We start from the raw sequence: 18,693 nt of genomic DNA on the forward strand, positions 1-18,693 counted from the left end.
CCTCGTTTATTCCGCCGGACGCCCGACCGAGCGCGGCCTTTCCACCTCCGCGGGCTTTTCCTCCGCCGTCGTTTCGGAGCCTTCGCCCTTCGCAAGACCAAGATGGCGCCAAAGCCGCCCGATCCCGCGGCCGATATCGTCCATCATGGCGAAGAAGGCGGGAACGAAAAGCAGCGAGAGCAGGGTGGAGACGATCAGGCCGCCAATAACGGCGATCGCCATCGGGGCGCGAAACTCGCCGCCGGCGCCGATCGCGAAGGCGCTCGGCAACATGCCGGCGACCATGGCCACCGTGGTCATGACAATGGGCCGGGCGCGCTTCTTGCCGGCCTCAACGATGGCCAAAGTGCGCTCCATGCCGCTCGCCATGGCCTCGATCGAGAAATCCACCAGCATGATCGCGTTCTTGGTCACGATCCCCATCAGCATCAAAATGCCGATGATGACCGGCATGCTCATCGGCCGGCCGGTCAGAAGCAGGCCCAAAATCGCGCCGCCGATCGAAAGCGGCAGGGAAAACAAGATAGTAACCGGCTGCAGGAAACTGGCGAACAGAATGACCAGCACCGCATAGACCATCATGAGGCCGCTGCGCATGGCCTCGGTGAAGCCGCTGAACAATTCGGCCATGGCCTCGGCGTCGCCAGATTTGGCGACCTTGATCCCTTTTGGCGGATGTTTCATCAAGGGCAGATCATAGATCGCCGTCTCGGCCTCGCTGAGCGTCGCGCCGCGCGCCAGGGAGGCCTGAATCATCGCCTGGCGCTGCCGATCGAAGCGGTTGATGCTCGCTTCGCCCTGCCCGAGTTCGATGTCGGCGATCGTGCGCAGCGACACGGCCGCGCCGGCGCCGGTCGGGACTTTGATGTTTTCAAGCACCTGCTTGTCGGTGCGCGCCTTGGCGTCGAGTTGGGCGCGGATCGGAATCAGCCTGTCGCCGGCGTCGAACTTGGCCAGGGCCGGACCGACGTCGCCGATCGTCGCTATGCGCAAGGTCTCGGACAGCCCCTCGGTCGAAACGCCGAGCCGCGCGGCGAGATCGCGGTTGAGCCGGACGAGGAGTTCCGGCCGCTCCAGCGAAGTCGAGGCCACCACGTCGGCGAGCAAGGGGATGCGCTTCATCTGATTGGCGAGTTCGGCGGCGAAATTCGCCACAGTGAGCGAATCCGGGCCGGTCACGACATAAGACACCGGCCGCTGGCCATAATCGTCGACGAACCATGCATGTATGTCGGGAACCTCGGCGAGTTCCACCCCGATCGCCAGTTCGAGGTCATGCACGCTCGCCTTGCGTTCCGAGCGCGGCGCATAATTCAAAATGAGCGAGGCCTTGCGCACGTCGCTGGTCGAGGGTGGAATATGGCCGCCATCGATAAAGACATGCGAGATTTCAGGATGTTTGCGCAGCCGCCTGGAAATCGCATCAGCCACGTTTTGGGTTTCGCCGAGCGTTGCGCCGGACGGCAATTCGATCGCCAGATGCGAGCGCGCGGCGTCCTGCGTCGGCTGAAAATCGGTCCCAAGCAGCTTGGTGCTGAGGATCGAAAGGACAAAGAGGACGAGGCCGATCGCGACCGTGCGATAGCGATTCTCGACCGACCATCCAACAAGGCGTCCATAGCGCTGCGTGACCGGCCCCTCGGCCACCTCTTCGCGCCCATGCGCCTTGAGGAAATAAGCGGCGAGCATGGGCGTGATGAGGCGCGCGGCAAGCAGCGAGAACAAGACTTCGGCGGAGACCGTCAGGCCGAACTGCTTGAAATATTGACCGGCGATATTGTTCATGAAACTGACCGGCACGAAAACCGCGACGATCGTCAGGCTGATCGCGATCACCGCCAAGCCGATCTCGTCGGCGGCGTCGATCGCCGCCTGATAGGCCGATTTTCCCATCCGGATGTGGCGCACGATGTTCTCGATCTCGACGATCGCGTCGTCGACGAGAATGCCGGTCGCGAGGGTGATCGCGAGAAGGCTCACGAGGTTCAGGGAAAAGCCGAGCTGATCCATGACAAAGAAGGCGGGCAGGATCGACAATGGCAAGGCGACCGCGGCGATCACGGTCGCGCGGAAATCCCGCAAGAACACGAAAACCACGATCACCGCGAGAGCCGCGCCTTCGAACAGCGTGCTCATGGCCGAATGATAATTGCCGAGCGTGTAGGTGACCGAGCTGTCAATGAGCTTCAGAGCGACATCGGGATGCGCTCGCGCGAGGTCGCCGATCCGCTTTTCAACTTCGGCGGCGACGGCGACATCGCTTGCGCCTTTCGAGCGCTGGATGCTGAAGGCGACGATCGGCTCGCCATCCAGCCGCGCGAAGGTGCGCGGTTCGGCGATCGTGTCGGTGACGACGCCAAGATCCTCAAGGCGCACTTCGCCGCCGCGCGGCAAGCTCAGCATCGTGCCAGCGAGTTCATTGAGGCTGCGCGCGCCCGCCAAGGTGCGGATCGATTGATCTTGGCCGCCGAGGTCGGCGCGTCCGCCGGTCAAGTCGAGATTATTGCCGCGCAGGCGGCGGCTGACGTCGGCGGCGGTCAGGCCAAAAGCGTCGAGGCGGGCGGGGTTGAGCGAAACGAGAATTTCCCGATCGACGCCGCCGACGCGTTCGACATTGCCGACGCCGCGGATTTCCTGCAGATCGCGTTTGACGACTTCATCGACGAAATTGGACAATTGCTCCGGCGTCTTGCCGGGAGCGATGGCCGCATAGGTGACGATGCTCGATCCGACCACCCCGACCTGCCGGATCAGCGGTTCGTTGATGCTGCGCGAGAGCGAGCCCCTGATCCTCGTGATGGCGTCCTTGACGTCGTTCAAGGCGCGATCCGTATTGGCGTCAAGCGCCAGCGTGATCGTCGTCGCCGAGACGCCGTCGGTGACCTGCGACATGATATGGCGCACGCCCTCGACGCCGGAGACGGCGTCCTCCACCTGTTTCGTCACCTGGGTCTCAAGTTCGGCCGGCGCCGCGCCAAACTGGGTGATGACGACGGTGATGATCGGCTGGTCCACGTTGGGAAGCAGCGTGATCGGCAATTTCTTGAAACTCGCGACGCCCAGCGCCAGGATAACCAGCGCGAAGACAACGGCGGGCAGCGGATGCCGAATCGACCAGGCCGAAACATTGATCGTCATCAGCGCAGCCCCGTCGATGGACCGGCATCCTCGCTTAGCACAGGGGAAACACGGTCGCCGTCCCTGAGCGAGGCCCCGGCATTGGCGACGACGAGTTCGCCGCTGCGCAGACCCTCCTGGATTTCGGCGTCATGCTCGGACAATATGCCGACCCTGACGCGAAGGGTCTCGATGAGATGGCCGCGCACCACTTGCACGCTGGTTCCATCGGTCTTGTAGAGGACAGCGGACCGCGGCACCGATATGCCGCAACTCTGCCGCGCATCGATTGTCGCTCGGACGAAACGCCCGGCGCGCAGCGCCGGATCGCGAGGGATCGCCACCCTGACATGCCCCATCTGCGTGACCGGATCGATTTCCGAAGCGACCTTGCGCACCCGGCCGTTCACTTCATGCCCCCGTTCGATCTCGATTCGCACGTTCTGGTCTTCCTTGATCGAAGAAAGGTCGATGCTCGACACTTCGACGTCGACCTCGATCAGCCCGTCGATCGCCAGCCGAAACAACGGCTCGCCGCGTGGAGAATAGGCGGCGCCGGGTCGCGCCGCGGATTTCACCACAAGGCCGGGCGCCGGCGCGCGCAGGACGATAGACGACGGCAGGGCGCTGGCCGATCCAGCCGCTCCGCCTCGGGCGGCGCCTGCTTCGCCGGCAGCGCGCCCCGGTCGGGCTGCGCTTGCGTCGCCGGCGGTCTGAGCCGATCCGGCGGCGCTTGCATCGCCGCCGATTCGTGAAAGCCGCGCCAGCGGCTGTCCATCGCTGACGATGTCGCCCTCCCCAGCCAAAACCTCGGCGACCTCATATCCCTCGAGCGCGAGAGCGACGATCGCGCTGGCTCGGGGCGCCAGAAAGCCTGTCACCCGGACCGCGGCTGAAAAACAGGCTGGCGCCGCTTGCGTCACGGTAACCGGCGTTCCCAACGTCGCATCTGCTTCCGGGCCGCTTTGTTGGACCGCCCCTTGGCTCCCTCGGCCGCCGTCCTTCGACGGCTCGGCGGCCTGAAGACAAGGCGCGCCAAGGAGCCAAAACACGACGCCCGCGAAGGCGCGTTTCCTCAGCCCCAGGGGAGCCAGAACGGGCGGAAATTTCATGTCAAGGATTTCATGGGATTCAGGCCGGGGATTTTGTCTGATGGCGCTCGATCAGCGCAGGCAAGGGCATTGTGGAACAAGGGTCAAAGTAACGAATTTTAGCCGCCGCTCAAGGCAGATCGCGCACAACTCGGAAGCCGTTAGCGTAATAGCGAAGTTCGGCGTCGTAAAGAAAACGCGACGCGGAACGAACGTAGCGCGCGCCGGCGTCGAAAGATCCGCCGCGCACAACCCTTTGCCGGCAAAGCCCTGTCGTCGCGGCGCTCCCATCATTCGGGGCGCCCTGATAGGAATCGCTCCAGCAATCCTCCACCCACTCCCCAACATTGCCGGCGGTGTCGAAAAGGCCGAACCCATTTGCCGGAAAAGAGCCGACGGGGGTCGGACGGCGGACGCCGCCGCCGCAGCCGCGGCAATTGGCGTGACCCGATTCAACTTCATCGCCCCACCAAAACGCCGTCGTCGTCCCGGCTCGGGCGACATATTCCCATTCCGCCTCGCTTGGAAGCCGGTAGGGATGGCCGCATTTGCGCGTAAGCCAGCCGACAAAGGCGTGCGCATCGCTCCAGCTCACTTCGCTCACCGGCAAATTTGTCCGGTCCCGGCCGTGATCGCCAGGACGCCAGCCCCCACAACCGCCATCGGCGACGCAAGCATCCCATTGCGCAAGGGTGACCTCGCTGCGCCCGGCCGCGAAAGGCTTGCCGATGACGACGGCATGAACCGGCTTTTCGGTGTCGAAATCCTCCGAGCCCATAGTGAATTCGCCGGCCGGCGCGACGACCAGTTCCGGGCACTCGGCGCCATCGCGGAAGATCACCCCGGGTTTCAGTTCGCCCGAAGGCGGGCCGATGCTGACGGGCGGACTATTTTCAGCCTTGGATTTCTGCCGTGAGACTTGAGATTGCGCCAGGCCCGGCCCTCCCTGGCCAAGACCGCCCGTCCCGAGGGGGGTGCCGATAAATACGTCGCCGGCGAGCGATGATTCCACAAACGGGACCTGCTCGCCATTGGTCGCGCGGGAGACGCCAAGCCGCGTGCGGTTGAAAATCTCTTCAGCGTTCAAATCCGGCGTACGCATTTCCTTGAGGAGTTCGCCGACGAAAATGCTGCTGTCGCCTTCGGCGTCGTTAATGACCTTTCCCGGCGCGGTCGAGGCGATGAGCAGGCTTTCGGACGGCAAGGCGATTGGGCCGAGCCCAGCGGACAGGCTTCGGAAGCGGCGCTCGAACGGATTGCGCCGGGAGGCGTCGAGGACAATCAGTTTGGCTTTGGCGCCGGCGCGCTCCATCGCGCCAAAAATGTCTTCGACGCCTATTCCTTGGCTTCGCACATCGGCTTCGGTCCAAATATCCGCGTCGACCGGGATCAAATAGGCGCGGCCTTTCGCCTGAACCCCATAGCCGCTGAAGAAGAACAAAGCGGTGGAGCCAGGCTTTACCTTCGCCGCAAAGGCCTCGATGGCGCGGCGCATGGCGTCCTTGCCAAGGTCCTCATGCATGTCCACAGCAAATCCGCTGCGCCGAAGTTCGTCGGCGAGGCCACGCGCGTTCTTGCCCGGCAAGGTCAAGGGCGGACTTGCGGCGGGGTAATCGGCATTGCCGATGATCAGGGCCGAAAGGGACCCGGCGCGAAGGGAGTCGCCGCTCTGCGGCGCCGCGCAAGATGGCCCATTGAAACCGAAACCGGCTGCGATGCTCAAGACAAAAAGCAAGAAAGCGCGCATGAATGAAGACCCGCAAACGATCCGCGAGCCGGACCGTTTCCCCGCCGATGCTTAGCATCACCTTGGAACGGAAGTCCACGTGATCGGAGGGCGATGCGCGTTCGCCGGCGCCCGGCTCGAAGCCGCCTTTGAGGGCGCGATTTATCGGCCGGAACGAGCCTCTCCGGCGGCCCTAAGCTTGCCTCCCGCTTTACTTCTGGCTGGAAGCCGATAGTCTATAAAATCTGGCAAGGCCTGGGATCATGGCTGTCGCCGAAACTTTGGGGATGGGCAAGGCTTGGCCGCAAATCTTGGGCTGAAGCGCTTTTCTTGCCGCAATTGAGCCGCGGATCAACGATCTAACTAGAGACTCGTTTCCGCTTTGACCTTGGGCGCACATCATGTCTTCCGCCATTTCGGATGAAGGCGATCGCGAAGCCGATGCGGCCGGCGACGCGCGGCGGCGAATTCTCTGTGTCTTCCCGCGCTATGTCCCCTCGTTCGGCACCTTCGAATACGCCTATCCTCTAACCGGAGGCGTGCGGGCTTTCATGCCGCCGCAAGGTCTCCTCGTCATCGCGGCCGTCCTGCCAAAGAATTGGGACGTCCGCTTCATTGACGAGAACATGACCGCCGCGAGCGCGGAGGATTTCGCCTGGGCCGATGCGGTGTTCGTCAGCGGAATGCATATCCAGCGCCGGCAGATCGAGGATATTCGGGCAAGGGCGCATGCGCTCGGCAAGGCGGTGGCGCTCGGCGGCCCTTCCGTTTCGGCGTGCCCGGAACTCTATCCGGATTTCGATTATTTGCACATAGGCGAACTTGGCGATGCGACTGACGCTCTCATTGCCCATCTCGTGCGCGATATATCGCGACCGCCGGCCCAGATCGCGCTGACGACAAGCCTGCGCCGCGACCTCGCCGAATTTCCTGTTCCAGCCTATGAACTGGCCAAGATCGACCGCTATTTTCTCGGCAGCATCCAATTTTCCAGCGGTTGCCCCTATACTTGCGAGTTTTGCGATATTCCCGGCCTTTATGGCCGCGCTCCGCGCCTCAAGACCCCGGCCCAGGTTGTCGCCGAACTCGACAAGCTGATCGCATGCGGCGTCAATGGCTCGGTCTATTTCGTCGATGATAATTTCGTCGCCAACCGGCGCGCCCTGCTCGATCTTTTGCCCCATCTCGTCACATGGCAGAAGCGCAATGGCTATGCGGTCAGCCTCTCTTGCGAAGCGACCCTCAATATAGCCCGGACGCCAGAAATCCTGCAACTCATGCGCGAGGCCGCGTTCGACACGATTTTCTGCGGAATCGAAACGCCCGAGCCCGATGCTCTAAGGGCAATCGACAAAGCGCATAACATGACTTTGCCGATCCTGGAGGCGGTGCGCGCCATAAACCGGCACGGGATGGAGGTCGTTTCCGGAATTATTCTTGGACTCGACACCGATACAAACGAAACGGGCGAGAGGATCCTCGCCTTTCTCGACCAATCCAAGATACCGATGGCAACGATCAACCTGCTCCAAGCCTTGCCGCGCACGCCCTTGTGGGACCGGCTGCGGAATGAAGGCCGGCTGCGCGAGGAGAACCTGGACGCCGAATCGAACGTCCAGTTCAGACTGCCTTACGATGAGGTGCTCGCCATGTGGCGCAACTGCATGGACAAGGCCTACCGGCCGGAAGCGCTGTTCGCCCGCTACGAATATCAGATGCGGGAAACAAGGCCCTACCGGCTCAAACGGCCAAACAGCCGGCAACGGCTTTCCGCGCGGAACATCCGCGCCGCCTTGCTCATTCTATCGAAGCTCCTTTGGAAGGTGGGCGTAAGGGGCGACTACAGGCGCGAATTCTGGACCTTTGTCCTGCCCCGCCTGATGCGCGGTCAAATCGAGCAGATTCTCAGCGTCGGCCTCGTCGCCCATCATCTCATCATGTTCGCGCGCGACGCATGTTCGGGCAAAGGCAACGCCTCGCATTACTCCGCCAAGACCCGCACGTTGGAATTGGAAAAGCCGCTGCCCCAGTGACGCCCAAAGCCCGACTGGCGAGCAGGACAAACTGTGGCTTTGGCACAACATAGATTGCAATTCCTGGCGGGCCCAGTTGCAAGTCTTCTTCATTCATTGCTTCAAAACGACGCCGCGAGCTACAAATTCGCCCAACAAGACGCCGGGGGGTGGGCTATGGGCAACTCAATTTCCACATACAGGGCATTTGCGGCCGCGCTTCTTGGCGGGACCGCGTTAAGTTGTCTCCTGCCCGGCCAGGGGGCGGAGGCCGCCTGCGTTGCGACGCCCGGCGCGACGCAGTTTGATGTCTCATGCACAGGCGCGACGGTCCTCCCGGCGCCAATAACCTATACGGTGGGCCCAGCGGAGCCGGCTAGCGTCGCCGTTATCCTCGGCTCGGACGGGAATCCTGCGAGCGTCTCTTACACCACCACCGCCTCCGCGGCTTTCGCCTTGACGCTGCAAGGCGGCGCTGGAACTTTCGGCTCCATCGATACTGGAAATCTCGGCGCGCCGAGTTCGATCGTCGGCGCCACCGACGGCGTCGGCATTCAATCAACCAACGGCGCTTCGATCCTCATCGGACAAAATTCCGCGGGCGGCGCCGGCCTCAACGCCAATGTGACCGGCCAAAACGGCTACGGGATCCTCGCCCTCGCAGCGAGTTCCGGAGCGGTGTCGATCACAACGGCGCCGGGGACTCTGATCACGGGAACGGGCAGCGCCGCGATTTTTGCGCAAGTCGCCGACGGCAATGCGCAGGTCGTGTTCAATGGCGATGTCCTGACCACAAATTTCTCTGGTCAATATGATGTGGAAGTCTCTTCTACCGGGGCCGGCAATATCACGATCGGCGGATCTGGAAACGCTCTCGCGGGCGGCATCTCCGCGGTAAGCTCCGGAACTGGCGGGATCATCATTCAAGGCTCCGGCAACACAACCGATCTCGCCAATGGTCCGGGCATATTGGCCGAGATCACCAACGCGGCGAATAATTCGGCGATACAAATTGCGCGCGGGGGCTTCATCGTCGGCGCCCTCGACGGCATTACCGCGACCACAGCAGGCGGCGGCGACATCACCATCGCCACCGCAGGGAATGTCACGGGTCTTGACGGATATGGCGTCAGCGCGGCGACGAATGGCGGACTGACGACAATCAATGTCGGCGCCGCAAGCACAATTTGGGGCTCGGCCGGCCCGCTCAACTTGTCCGGCACGTCGATCGTCAACAACGCCGGCGCGATCAGCTTCGTCAATGGCGTCGCCGCCAACACGATTTGGAATGCGACGACCCTCAATGGCCAGGGCGGCAGCTTGGCGATCGACGTGAATACGGCGTCAGCGGCCGCCGATCACCTGCAAGTGACGACCTTGAGCGGCGCCAACTCGATCCAGATTCATGCGATCGGCGCAGCGGGTCTCATCACCACTCCGATTCCGATCCTCACCGCAGCCAATCTGGCGCCGGGCGCGACTGTCGCCGCGGCCTATAATCCCGGGCTCATCAATTACAGCGTCGTTCAGCAAACCCCGGGCGATTATTTTCTCACCTCGCAAGTCAATGCGGGCGCGGCCGGAGCGACGCCGACCAGCATCAGCGCGATTCTCACGGCCCTCAACACTGGATTCTTTCAAAACGCCAGCGCTTTCGTCTCCGAACCGCCGAATCCCGAAAGAAACCAGATCAACGGCGGCCCGTGGATCCGAGTCGCCGCCGGACAAAACGATGTCAGTTCGATCGCCAGCGCGCAGAATCCCAACGGGATCACCAGCGCGCAGGAGAAGGTCCGCACCAGCTTCAATGGCTTTCAGACCGGCCTGGACCTCGGCGTCGCCAATGTCGAAGGGACAGGCTGGAATACGCATTTGGGCGTGACGGCCGGCCAAGTCCTGCTTCGCACCAACGACCTCTACGCAAACAACGTCAATAGCAATGTCCAGGTGCCCTTCATGGGCATCTATGGCGCGGTTACGGGACACGGCTTCTTCGGCGATTTTCTCATCCGGGAAGACTTCTATGGCATGAAACTCAACAATCCGGCCGCTTCCCTGGCCGGCTCGAATCTCAACGGAAAGGCCTTCGCCGCCAATGTCTCGGCCGGATACCGGTTCGATCTCCCATCGTCCTGGTTCGTCGAGCCCTCGGCCGCCTTCATGTATTCCAACCTCCATATCGACACCTTGCGGGTCGGCCTCGATTCCTCTCAAAATCTCGTTTTCGATCCCTTCGCGAGCAAGCTTGGCCGCTTTGGCGTGCGTGTTGGGACCACCGTTGTTCTCGATCGATTCCAGCTGGCGCTGCAGCCCTTCCTGTCCGGCAGCGTGTGGCGCGAATTCGCTGGCAGCACCGTCACCAATTTCAATGTCGGCCCGACGCTGGTTCCCCTGACCGACACAAGGATCGGGACATTCGGACAAATCGGGCTTGGCGTTTCCGGTCAGGTGCTGAATTCAGGCTTTCTCGGTTTCGTTCGCGGCGACTATCGTTTCGGCGCGAATATCACCGGCTATGCGCTCGTCGCCGGGCTTCGCTATCAGTTTTAGAGCGCGTTCCGATTGGATGGCATCATCCAATCGATAAGAACTCGCTCCAGATCAATAAGCTGGAGCATGATCCGCGACGCCCCTGGATTAGAGGTTTAGCGCCCGGCGTCCGGATCGCTCTTTGCCTTTCGGAGCCTCGCCCAAAGCTCTAGCCGCTTGCTGAGTTCTTGTTCGAAACCCCGGCTTGTCGGCGAATAGAGCTTCCGGCGCCCGAGGGTTTCCGGCCAATAGTCCTGGCCGGAGAAGGCCTCGGGTTCATCATGGTCATAGGCGTAATTTTCGCCATAGCCTTCGCTTTTCATGAGCTTGGTCGGCGCATTGAGGATAATTTTGGGAGGAGTCAGTGACCCATGATCCTTGGCGAGCCGCGTCGCCGCCTTAAAGGCCGCATAAGCGGCGTTCGATTTCGGCGCTGTCGCGACATAGATGACCGCATTGGCGATCGCGAGTTCGCCTTCCGGCGAGCCCAGGAAATCATAGGCGTCCTTGGCTGCATTGGCGATGAACAGCGCCTGCGGATCGGCAAGGCCGATGTCTTCGACCGCCATCCGGACCACGCGCCTGGCGATGAACAAGGGCGCTTCGCCGGCGTCGAACATGCGCGCGAGGTAATAGAGCGCCGCGTCGGGATCCGAGCCCCGCACCGATTTATGCAATGCGCTGATGAGGTTGTAATGGCCTTCCTGCGCTTTGTCGTAGATCGGCGCGCGCCGCTGCACGATTTGAGCGAGCTTTTCCGCATCGAAGATCTCGCCCGGCGCCGAGGCGCGCCAGACCTCCTCGGCGAGGGTCAAAGCCGCGCGGCCATCGCCATCGGCCATTCTGACCAGCGCCGCCCGCGCCAGCGAATCGAGCGGCAGCGGCTTGCCTTCGAAGCTTTCCGCCCGCGCCAGCATTTTCTCGATCGCCGCTGCGTCGAGCGCCCGGAAAATCAATACGCTCGCCCGCGATAGCAGCGCGGAATTAAGTTCGAAGCTCGGGTTTTCGGTCGTCGCTCCGATCAAGGTGACGGAGCCGTCCTCCATCACCGGAAGAAAACTATCCTGTTGGGCCCGGTTGAAGCGATGGACCTCGTCAACGAAAAGCAATGTTCCGCGACCTAATGCGCGCCGGCCCCTCGCCTCCTCGAAGATTTTTTTCAGATCGGCGACGCCAGAAAATATCGCGGAAATCTGGACAAAAGCGAATTTCGTCTCATGCGCGAGCAACCGCGCGACCGTCGTCTTGCCGGTTCCCGGCGGCCCCCAGAAAATAAGGCTGCCAAGCGCGCCGGAAGCGATGCGCCGCGTCAGCGCGCCCTCCGGCCCAAGAAGATGGTCCTGACCGACGACTTCAGCGAGACTTTTTGGGCGCAGCCGGTCGGCAAGCGGATGCGGCGCGTCCTTCTCGAGACCGGCGGCGGCGAAAAGATCTGTCATATCGCCTGCAATCGGGGCTGGAGCATGAGCCACAAAAGGCTGCGTTAAAGCAAAATGCGGCCGTCGGCTTTCGGGTGAAATGTTGCAGGACCGAAACGTGAAGTCCAGCCTGCGCTCAACCGCCAAGCACCGTCGTTATGAACTCGCCGCCGCGCTCGATCGTCAATTTCCAATAGGGATGCCTGTCGCTGGTCGCCCTTTCTATGTCGCGCGTCAGCGCAATCTTGGCGTCGTTGACGGTGAGAATCACATCGCCTTTCTTGAAATTGACCGCTGCCGCCGGAGTGCCGTCCTCGACCTCGCTGATGACGACGCCTTCGCTCACGCCGCGGATCGAAAACTCTTCCGACACGGCCGGCGACAAATTGATCAAAGTCGCGCCCGCAAAGGGCGAATTGCCTTGCGGCTTGATCGGTTCGCGCGCCGGCGTTTCCGGCGCGGCCGTTAGCTTGACGGCGGCAGAAACCGGCCGGCCATTTCGAAAAAGAGACAGGGACGCGATTCCGCCCAAGGGCTTCGTCGCCATCCGATAGCCCAGGCTCTCAGGATCATCGACGCTCAGCCCATCGATGGCGGTAATGAGATCGCCGCGCTTTATGCCCGCTTCCGCCGCCGGACCGCCCAAAGAAATGTCGGTGACGAGGGCTCCAGATGGTCTGTCGAGGCCGAGGGAATCGGCAATTTCTTTTGAAACGATCTGCAGACTGGCGCCAAGCCACGGCCGCCGCACTTGCCGGCCTCCCCCTTTTGCGGCGGCGACGACAATTTTCACCATATTGACCGGGATCGCAAAACCGATTCCGACCGAACCGCCCGATTGCGAAAAGATTGCCGAATTGATGCCAGCCAACCGCGCCTTCATATCGATGAGGGCGCCGCCGGAATTGCCCGGATTGATCGCCGCGTCGGTCTGAATGAAAAAGCCATAGTCGGAGATGCCGACCTGAGTGCGCGCCAGAGCCGAGACGATCCCCTGCGTTACGGTCTGCCCGACCCCGAAAGGATTGCCAATGGCGAGAACAATGTCTCCGACCTCCAGAACATCGGAATCGCCCAAATCCAGCACCGGGAAATTAGAGCCCTCCTTCAGCCGCAAAACGGCGAGGTCCGTGCGCTGATCGCGCAAGATGATTTCGGCGGCGAACTCGCGCTTGTCCGCGAGTGCAACTTTCACGTCAGTCATCCCTTCGATGACATGATGATTAGTAACGACGAGACCTGAGGGATCGACCAGCACTCCCGAGCCAAGCGACTGCGCGGTAGGCCCCCCCGGCCGCGAATTGCCGCCATCGCCGAAGAAACGGCGAAAAACCGGATCGTCGAAAAGAGGATTGCGCGGACGTCGGTCCGTCCGCGACGCATAAACGTTGACGACGGCGGGTTGGGCCTTTTTGACGATCTGCGCAAAGGACAGGAGGAGTTCGCCTCTTGTCTCCGGCGGCTGACGCAGAACCTCCGCGCGAAGGATATCGGGTCCGAGCAGACCCGCGAGCGCTAGAAATGACGCAGCAATGACTTGGAGGAAATGGCGGAAGGTTTTCATGGATCGCTCCGGACCATCCAGTTTAAGCCCTCTCGGATCATTTTCAAGCGACGCGGAGACAGGTTTGCGTCAAGAAAACTCTTACAAAACAAACCCCTAATGGGCTTCCGAATGGGATGGATCCATCTAACCGAAGGATTCACTCAAATTTGAAAAGTTCGCGTATGTCGTAATCAAAAAAGTCGATCAACTTCTTTCTCAACTCTGGCTTGGCGTTGGTTCAAAGCGCCGAACGCAAGGCGAAGCCGTAAAAAAAGCCTTGGGCGGCTGCGGCGCATCTGCACGCGGCGAACGGGCGTCCCGTTCCTTCGATCGCGCTTAGGAGCGCGATCGAATCCTAGGGGACGGACCGTCCTTAGTCATGCTTCAGGCCGCGGCCTCTTCATCCCCGCCCAAGACGGGACCGGAATCCTTGCCCTTCGCCTCGACGTCGCGATCGACGAATTCGATCACCGCCATAGGAGCATTGTCGCCATAGCGGAATCCCGCCTTCAAGACGCGAATATAGCCGCCGTGACGCTCCTTGTAGCGCGGCGCGAGGACCGAAAACAGCTTTCCGACGAGCGCGACATCCTTGATCTGGGCAATCGCCTGCCGACGCGCGTGAAGGTCGCCGCGCTTGCCGAGCGTGATGAGCTTTTCCACGATCGGCCGCAGATCCTTCGCCTTCGGCAGCGTCGTGACGATCTGCTCATGCTTGATGAGCGCTTGGCTCATATTGGCGAACATCGCTTTCCGATGTTCGTGCGTGCGGCCGAAGCGGCGCTTTGCGTGTCCGTGATACATGGCTCTCTCCGTTGATTATGCGGCCGCCGTGCCAAGGTACGGCCGGTTCCCACGTTTCCCATCGCGCTTTTCAAGCTGCGCCGGGGCGGGATCAGGTTGTCCAGAGAACGATCTAGAGCCCGGCGCGAAAATGGGCCTGGCTGTTGGAATCGCGCTCCAGTTCTTTATCTTGATGCGCTTTCCTGACGCGAACCGGCGAACGCTTCGCTCGAAAATGCCTCTAGTAATGTTCCTCGAAACGCTTGGCGAGTTCGTCAATATTGTCCGGCGGCCAGCCGGTGACCTCCATGCCAAGATGCAGGCCCATCTGAGCCAGCACTTCCTTGATCTCATTCAACGACTTGCGCCCGAAATTCGGGGTGCGGAGCATTTCCGCTTCGCTCTTTTGAATAAGGTCGCCGATATAGACGATATTGTCGTTCTTCAGGCAATTGGCTGAACGGACCGACAATTCGAGTTCGTCGACCTTCTTCAGCAGCGCAGGATTGAAGGCGAGTTCGGGGATCGACGGGGTCGTCTCGACGCGGCGCGGCTCTTCGAAATTGACGAAGACATTGAGCTGATCCTGCAGGATGCGCGCGGAAAAGGCGACGGCGTCTTCCGGCGACAGCGATCCGTTGGTTTCCACCTGAATGGTCAGCTTGTCGTAATCGAGAATCTGGCCTTCGCGGGTGTTTTCGACGCGATAGCTCACTTTTTTGACCGGCGAATAGAGGCTGTCGATCGGGATCAAGCCGATCGGCGCGTCCTCGGCGCGGTTACGGTCCGCCGCGACATAGCCCTTGCCGGAGTTGACGGTGAATTCCATCCGGATCTCGGCGCCCTCGTCGAGGGTGCAAATGACAAGGCCGGGATTGAGGATCGAAATATCGCCGACGGTCGCGATATCGCCGGCGGTGACCTTGCCGGGACCCTGCTTCTTCAAAATCATGCGCTTGGGGCCATCGCCCGGCATCTTGATCGCGATGTCCTTGATATTGAGGACAATATCGGTGACGTCCTCGCGCACGCCGGGGATCGACGAAAATTCATGCAAGACGCCATCGATATGGACCGACGTAATCGCCGCGCCCTGCAGCGACGACAATAAAATGCGGCGCAGGGCGTTGCCCAAGGTCAGGCCAAAGCCGCGCTCCAGCGGCTCGGCCACGATCGTCGCCAAGCGCCTTGGATCGTCACCCGAGGCGACCTCGAGCTTATTCGGCTTGATGAGCTCCTGCCAATTCTTTTGAATCACGACGGCGCCTTTCCTCGATGCAAAGGCGCCGGCCGGGCGCCTTGCGATTTATGCCGAAATGAAAGCCAAACGGAACTTCGAGACCGCCAGCCCCTTCGCGCTCAAACGCGCCGCCGCTTGCGGGGACGGCAGCCATTGTGCGGGATCGGGGTGACGTCGCGAATGGAGGTCACGGTGAAGCCCGCGGCCTGCAAAGCGCGCAAAGCCGATTCGCGGCCGGACCCAGGTCCAGACACCTCGACTTCGAGGGTGCGCATCCCATGCTCGGCTGCTTTTCTGGCGCAATCCTCCGCCGCCATTTGCGCCGCGTAAGGCGTCGACTTGCGCGAACCCTTGAACCCCATGGTCCCCGCCGAGGACCACGAGATCGTATTGCCTTGCGCGTCGGTGATCGTAATCATCGTATTGTTAAAGGTCGAATTCACATGCGCCACGCCGGACACGATGTTCTTGCGCTCGCGGCGGCGAACGCGGGTAGCCTCTTTTGCCATGGTCTCTTTCCTTCAAGCGCGCCCGTAATGCCAGGCGCTCGGGATCTTTGTAATTGTTGCGGCGACGCTGGACGCGTCCGCTTTACTTCTTCTTGCCGGCGATGGGCTTCGCCTTGCCCTTGCGGGTGCGCGCATTGGTATGGGTGCGCTGGCCGCGAACCGGCAATTGGCGCCGGTGACGGAGGCCGCGATAGCAGCCAAGATCCATCAGGCGCTTGATGTTGATGGCGACCTCGCGGCGAAGATCGCCTTCCACCATATAATCCCGGTCGATGGTCTCGCGGATCTGCAAGACTTCCGAGTCGGTCAATTCGGCGACGCGCCGCTCGGCGGGGATATTGACCTTTTCGCAAATTTCCTCGGCCTTCCTGGGACCGATGCCATGAATATATTGAAGTGCGATCACGACCCGCTTATTGGTCGGTATATTGACGCCTGCGATACGAGCCAAAACTCATTACTCCATTTGGGCCGCGCGAGTTTGAAGGCCAGGCGGCGGAATGTTCGCCCCGCGTCCGGTGGAGGCCGGCCCTTGCGAAGCGCCCGACAAAAGCAGACCGGCGACCTAAACGGCAAGGCCCCGGAAACGCTCGTCTCAGGCTGGAAGCGGTCTCGATAGCCGATCGCGCCGGCCGCGTCAACTGCCTGTCGCTGTTGCGGCGCACTCTCGGCGCGCCGGATCGCGGCTGATAATCGCCCTGCCCTCCCGCAAACCATGCTGTTGCATTCGCCGATTGTTTGCGCCATATAGCCCAAGCCAGCGGGTTTTTCGCCTCTGGCGCGGATGCGGGTGTAGCTCAGGGGTAGAGCACAACCTTGCCAAGGTTGGGGTCGAGGGTTCGAATCCCTTCGCCCGCTCCAAAATATCTTATATATTTCAAGCTATTAAAAGCGGCCCCCTCGGGGCCGTTTTTGCTTACACGATCGACTTGCGGCCTCACTGTAAGCGCCTTGTAAGCAAATGGGATCGAAGTTTCGGCTCCGATGGCGCACTTCAGATGGTGGGCGGACGACAACTTCGTGGGCCGGTAGCCGTCGGGAGACAGCCAAACCGACGAGACTGCGCATCAAACTGAAGACCGAGATCCATGGTCGTCTTGCCCTTCTTCGGAGCTCGACGAAGGGCAGCATGCTTGCCGATAACCTCTGCAGGTGACAAGCAGCCAAATTGTATCGGGCGAGATGCACTTCGAAGGCACGGCAACTCGATGAAGGCCGCGCACGGTCCATCAAGACGACGAAGAACGACGAGTTAATTAGCTGCATCGGATGCATGTTTTAGCAGCGCGGCTGACGCACGATGCCGACCATGGAAAGACTGCTCTGTATGGTGGTTTCGTGGAGCGTCTTGGAGTACCTCGAACAGGAGGACATTGCCGCGTTTTTGCCAGAATATATATACCATATAATAAATATAAATTATGAATATATAACCCAGGACGCTGGCGCATGGTCAACCTTGTCTCGATCTCCCAGGCGCTCCTGGTCGCCGAGCATCTCAGCTTCAGCCGTGCGGCGCAGGCCCTGGGCATCCGGCAGTCGGCCGTGAGCCGGCGGGTGCGGGCGCTGGAGGATAAGCTCGGCGTTTCCCTATTCGAGCGCGACGCGAACGGCATCCGGCTGACAGAGGCTGGGCGTCGGTTTCTGGACCGGTCGCGTTCGGCATTGGCCGAGATCGATCACGCAGTGAAGGCCGCCGCCAATGCCGGGCGCGGCGCTGAGGGCGCAATACGAATCGGGATCCTGTCGTTGCTGTCGGGCGGTTTCGTGCGCGAGTTGGTTCGCACTTATCGCGAAACGCATCCGGCGATCGCCATCGATATCGTCGAGGGCTCCGCAAGCGAGCACCTGACCCGGATCAGCGAGCGTCTACTCGACATTGCTTTCGTCACCGGGACCCCATCGATGCCACTGCGATACCATCGTCCTGTGGGAGGCTCGCGTCTTCGCTGTCCTGCCGGCGCGGCATCACCTCGCCGACGAAGACAAAGTCGGTTGGGAGGCGCTGACGGACGAGCGCTTCATCGTCAGCCGCGATGCGCCTGGCCCGGAAATCCATGACTATATCGTCCAGCGGCTGGCGGATCTCAGGCATAGTCGGGCGGTCGAGCGCTATGGCGTCGGCCGCGAGACTTTGATGCATCTGGTCGGGCTTAACTTCGGCATCACCCTGATCAGTGAAGCGGGGACGGCGACGCGCTATCCTGACGTTGTCTTCCGGCCCCTTGCGACATCAGCGGATATATTACCGTACAGCGCCGTCTGGCTGCCGGGAAACGACAATCCGGCGCTTCGGCGTCTTCTCAGTCTGGCCCGGTCGTTGTCGTCGGGCCGGCCGGCTCCGCAGGGGCCGGAGATTGCTTCCTATTATTCCGCGCTTTCGCAAAGACGCGGTCACTCGCGATGAAGCGGGGCAACAGCCAGAGTTTTTCACTGAGAACTGACCCATGTTTTGACCTCCCCCTGGCTGATTTGTCGGGGGATCCAGGAGTGATCGACATGGCGTTATTGAGCGTAATCCGGCGCTGGCATTTCCGGCAGGACGTCCCGATCCGGGAGATCGAGCGGCGGACGGGATTGTCCCGGAACACGATCCGCAAATACCTGCGGGCGGACGCGGTTGAGCCAAAGTTCAAGGTTCCCGATCGGCCAAGCAAATTGGACCCATTCGCCGAGAAGCTGGCGGGTTGGCTGCGGCAGGAAGCAGTCAAATCGCGCAAGC

11 protein-coding genes, 1 tRNA gene and 2 pseudogenes are annotated in these 18,693 nt (G+C 61.4%); 5 read left to right on the forward strand and 9 right to left on the reverse strand.

Annotated features, from left to right (window positions below):
• Nucleotides 1-6 precede the first annotated feature (6 nt).
• The 3 genes from DL86_RS11795 to DL86_RS20475 all read right to left on the reverse strand — a co-directional run bounded on the left by DL86_RS11795 (nucleotide 7) and on the right by DL86_RS20475 (nucleotide 5,955).
• On the reverse strand, nucleotides 7-3,138 hold the full coding sequence (locus DL86_RS11795) for an efflux RND transporter permease subunit (protein ID WP_036261598.1): 3,132 nt from the start codon (nucleotides 3,136-3,138) through the stop codon (nucleotides 7-9).
• Nucleotides 3,138-4,229: an efflux RND transporter periplasmic adaptor subunit gene (locus DL86_RS11800; protein ID WP_051953265.1), complete on the reverse strand. Its 1,092-nt coding sequence runs from the start codon at nucleotides 4,227-4,229 to the stop codon at nucleotides 3,138-3,140. The genes DL86_RS11795 and DL86_RS11800 overlap by 1 nt, the downstream gene beginning before the upstream one ends.
• Before the next feature lie 109 nt (nucleotides 4,230-4,338).
• Nucleotides 4,339-5,955 (reverse strand): SUMF1/EgtB/PvdO family nonheme iron enzyme, encoded by a 1,617-nt coding sequence (locus tag DL86_RS20475; protein ID WP_036261600.1) that lies wholly within the window; start codon nucleotides 5,953-5,955, stop codon nucleotides 4,339-4,341.
• 380 nt (nucleotides 5,956-6,335) lie between these two features.
• On the opposite strand from DL86_RS20475, the gene DL86_RS11810 reads away from it, so the two are divergent.
• Nucleotides 6,336-7,967 (forward strand): B12-binding domain-containing radical SAM protein, encoded by a 1,632-nt coding sequence (locus tag DL86_RS11810; protein ID WP_051953267.1) that lies wholly within the window; start codon nucleotides 6,336-6,338, stop codon nucleotides 7,965-7,967.
• Between the two features lie 156 nt (nucleotides 7,968-8,123).
• Nucleotides 8,124-10,496, forward strand: coding sequence for an autotransporter domain-containing protein (locus DL86_RS11815; protein ID WP_156964611.1), 2,373 nt, complete (start codon nucleotides 8,124-8,126; stop codon nucleotides 10,494-10,496).
• A 95-nt stretch (nucleotides 10,497-10,591) separates the two neighbouring features.
• On the opposite strand, the gene DL86_RS11820 is transcribed toward DL86_RS11815, so the two are convergent.
• From DL86_RS11820 to rpsM, 6 genes are all read right to left on the reverse strand, one after another.
• Nucleotides 10,592-11,914 carry a replication-associated recombination protein A gene (locus tag DL86_RS11820; protein ID WP_036261603.1) on the reverse strand — a complete coding sequence of 441 codons (1,323 nt, stop codon included), beginning with the start codon at nucleotides 11,912-11,914 and terminating at the stop codon, nucleotides 10,592-10,594.
• 115 nt (nucleotides 11,915-12,029) lie between these two features.
• Entirely contained in the window at nucleotides 12,030-13,457 is a 1,428-nt protein-coding gene (locus DL86_RS11825; protein ID WP_036261604.1) for a DegQ family serine endoprotease, read from the reverse strand.
• Nucleotides 13,458-13,823: 366 nt separating this feature from the next.
• Nucleotides 13,824-14,243, reverse strand: coding sequence for a 50S ribosomal protein L17 (gene rplQ / locus DL86_RS11830; RefSeq protein WP_036261605.1), 420 nt, complete (start codon nucleotides 14,241-14,243; stop codon nucleotides 13,824-13,826).
• A 220-nt stretch (nucleotides 14,244-14,463) separates the two neighbouring features.
• The gene (locus DL86_RS11835) at nucleotides 14,464-15,528 is read right to left on the reverse strand and encodes a DNA-directed RNA polymerase subunit alpha (protein ID WP_245276351.1); all 1,065 of its coding nucleotides are present in this window, start codon (nucleotides 15,526-15,528) and stop codon (nucleotides 14,464-14,466) included.
• A 53-nt stretch (nucleotides 15,529-15,581) separates the two neighbouring features.
• On the reverse strand, nucleotides 15,582-15,971 hold the full coding sequence (rpsK, locus tag DL86_RS11840; RefSeq protein WP_012591970.1) for a 30S ribosomal protein S11: 390 nt from the start codon (nucleotides 15,969-15,971) through the stop codon (nucleotides 15,582-15,584).
• Nucleotides 15,972-16,053: 82 nt separating this feature from the next.
• Complete coding sequence (gene rpsM, locus DL86_RS11845) at nucleotides 16,054-16,422, reverse strand: 30S ribosomal protein S13 (RefSeq protein WP_036261609.1); 369 nt, start codon at nucleotides 16,420-16,422, stop codon at nucleotides 16,054-16,056.
• 335 nt (nucleotides 16,423-16,757) lie between these two features.
• Here rpsM and DL86_RS11850 point away from each other — a divergent pair.
• From DL86_RS11850 to DL86_RS11860, 3 genes and pseudogenes are all read left to right on the forward strand, one after another.
• Nucleotides 16,758-16,832 (forward strand) — tRNA-Gly (locus DL86_RS11850).
• Between the two features lie 588 nt (nucleotides 16,833-17,420).
• Nucleotides 17,421-18,378: pseudogene (locus DL86_RS20480) on the forward strand (LysR family transcriptional regulator).
• 92 nt (nucleotides 18,379-18,470) lie between these two features.
• Nucleotides 18,471-18,693 (forward strand): annotated as a pseudogene (locus DL86_RS11860) (IS21 family transposase); the annotation flags it as partial.

The organism is Methylocapsa aurea (assembly GCF_000746085.1).
GTDB classification, from domain to species: Bacteria; Pseudomonadota; Alphaproteobacteria; order Rhizobiales; family Beijerinckiaceae; genus Methylocapsa; species Methylocapsa aurea.

What these genes read in the sequence shown, in the direction of transcription:
- DL86_RS11825 (WP_036261604.1), bottom strand. Translation starts at nt 13,457, where the DNA reads ATGAAAACCTTCCGCCATTTCCTCCAAGTCATTGCTGCGTCATTTCTA.
- DL86_RS11815 (WP_156964611.1), top strand. Translation starts at nt 8,124, where the DNA reads ATGGGCAACTCAATTTCCACATACAGGGCATTTGCGGCCGCGCTTCTT.
- DL86_RS20475 (WP_036261600.1), bottom strand. Translation starts at nt 5,955, where the DNA reads ATGCGCGCTTTCTTGCTTTTTGTCTTGAGCATCGCAGCCGGTTTCGGT.
- rpsK (WP_012591970.1), bottom strand. Translation starts at nt 15,971, where the DNA reads ATGGCAAAAGAGGCTACCCGCGTTCGCCGCCGCGAGCGCAAGAACATC.
- DL86_RS11820 (WP_036261603.1), bottom strand. Translation starts at nt 11,914, where the DNA reads ATGACAGATCTTTTCGCCGCCGCCGGTCTCGAGAAGGACGCGCCGCAT.
- DL86_RS11810 (WP_051953267.1), top strand. Translation starts at nt 6,336, where the DNA reads ATGTCTTCCGCCATTTCGGATGAAGGCGATCGCGAAGCCGATGCGGCC.
- rplQ (WP_036261605.1), bottom strand. Translation starts at nt 14,243, where the DNA reads ATGTATCACGGACACGCAAAGCGCCGCTTCGGCCGCACGCACGAACAT.
- DL86_RS11795 (WP_036261598.1), bottom strand. Translation starts at nt 3,138, where the DNA reads ATGACGATCAATGTTTCGGCCTGGTCGATTCGGCATCCGCTGCCCGCC.
- DL86_RS11800 (WP_051953265.1), bottom strand. Translation starts at nt 4,229, where the DNA reads ATGAAATTTCCGCCCGTTCTGGCTCCCCTGGGGCTGAGGAAACGCGCC.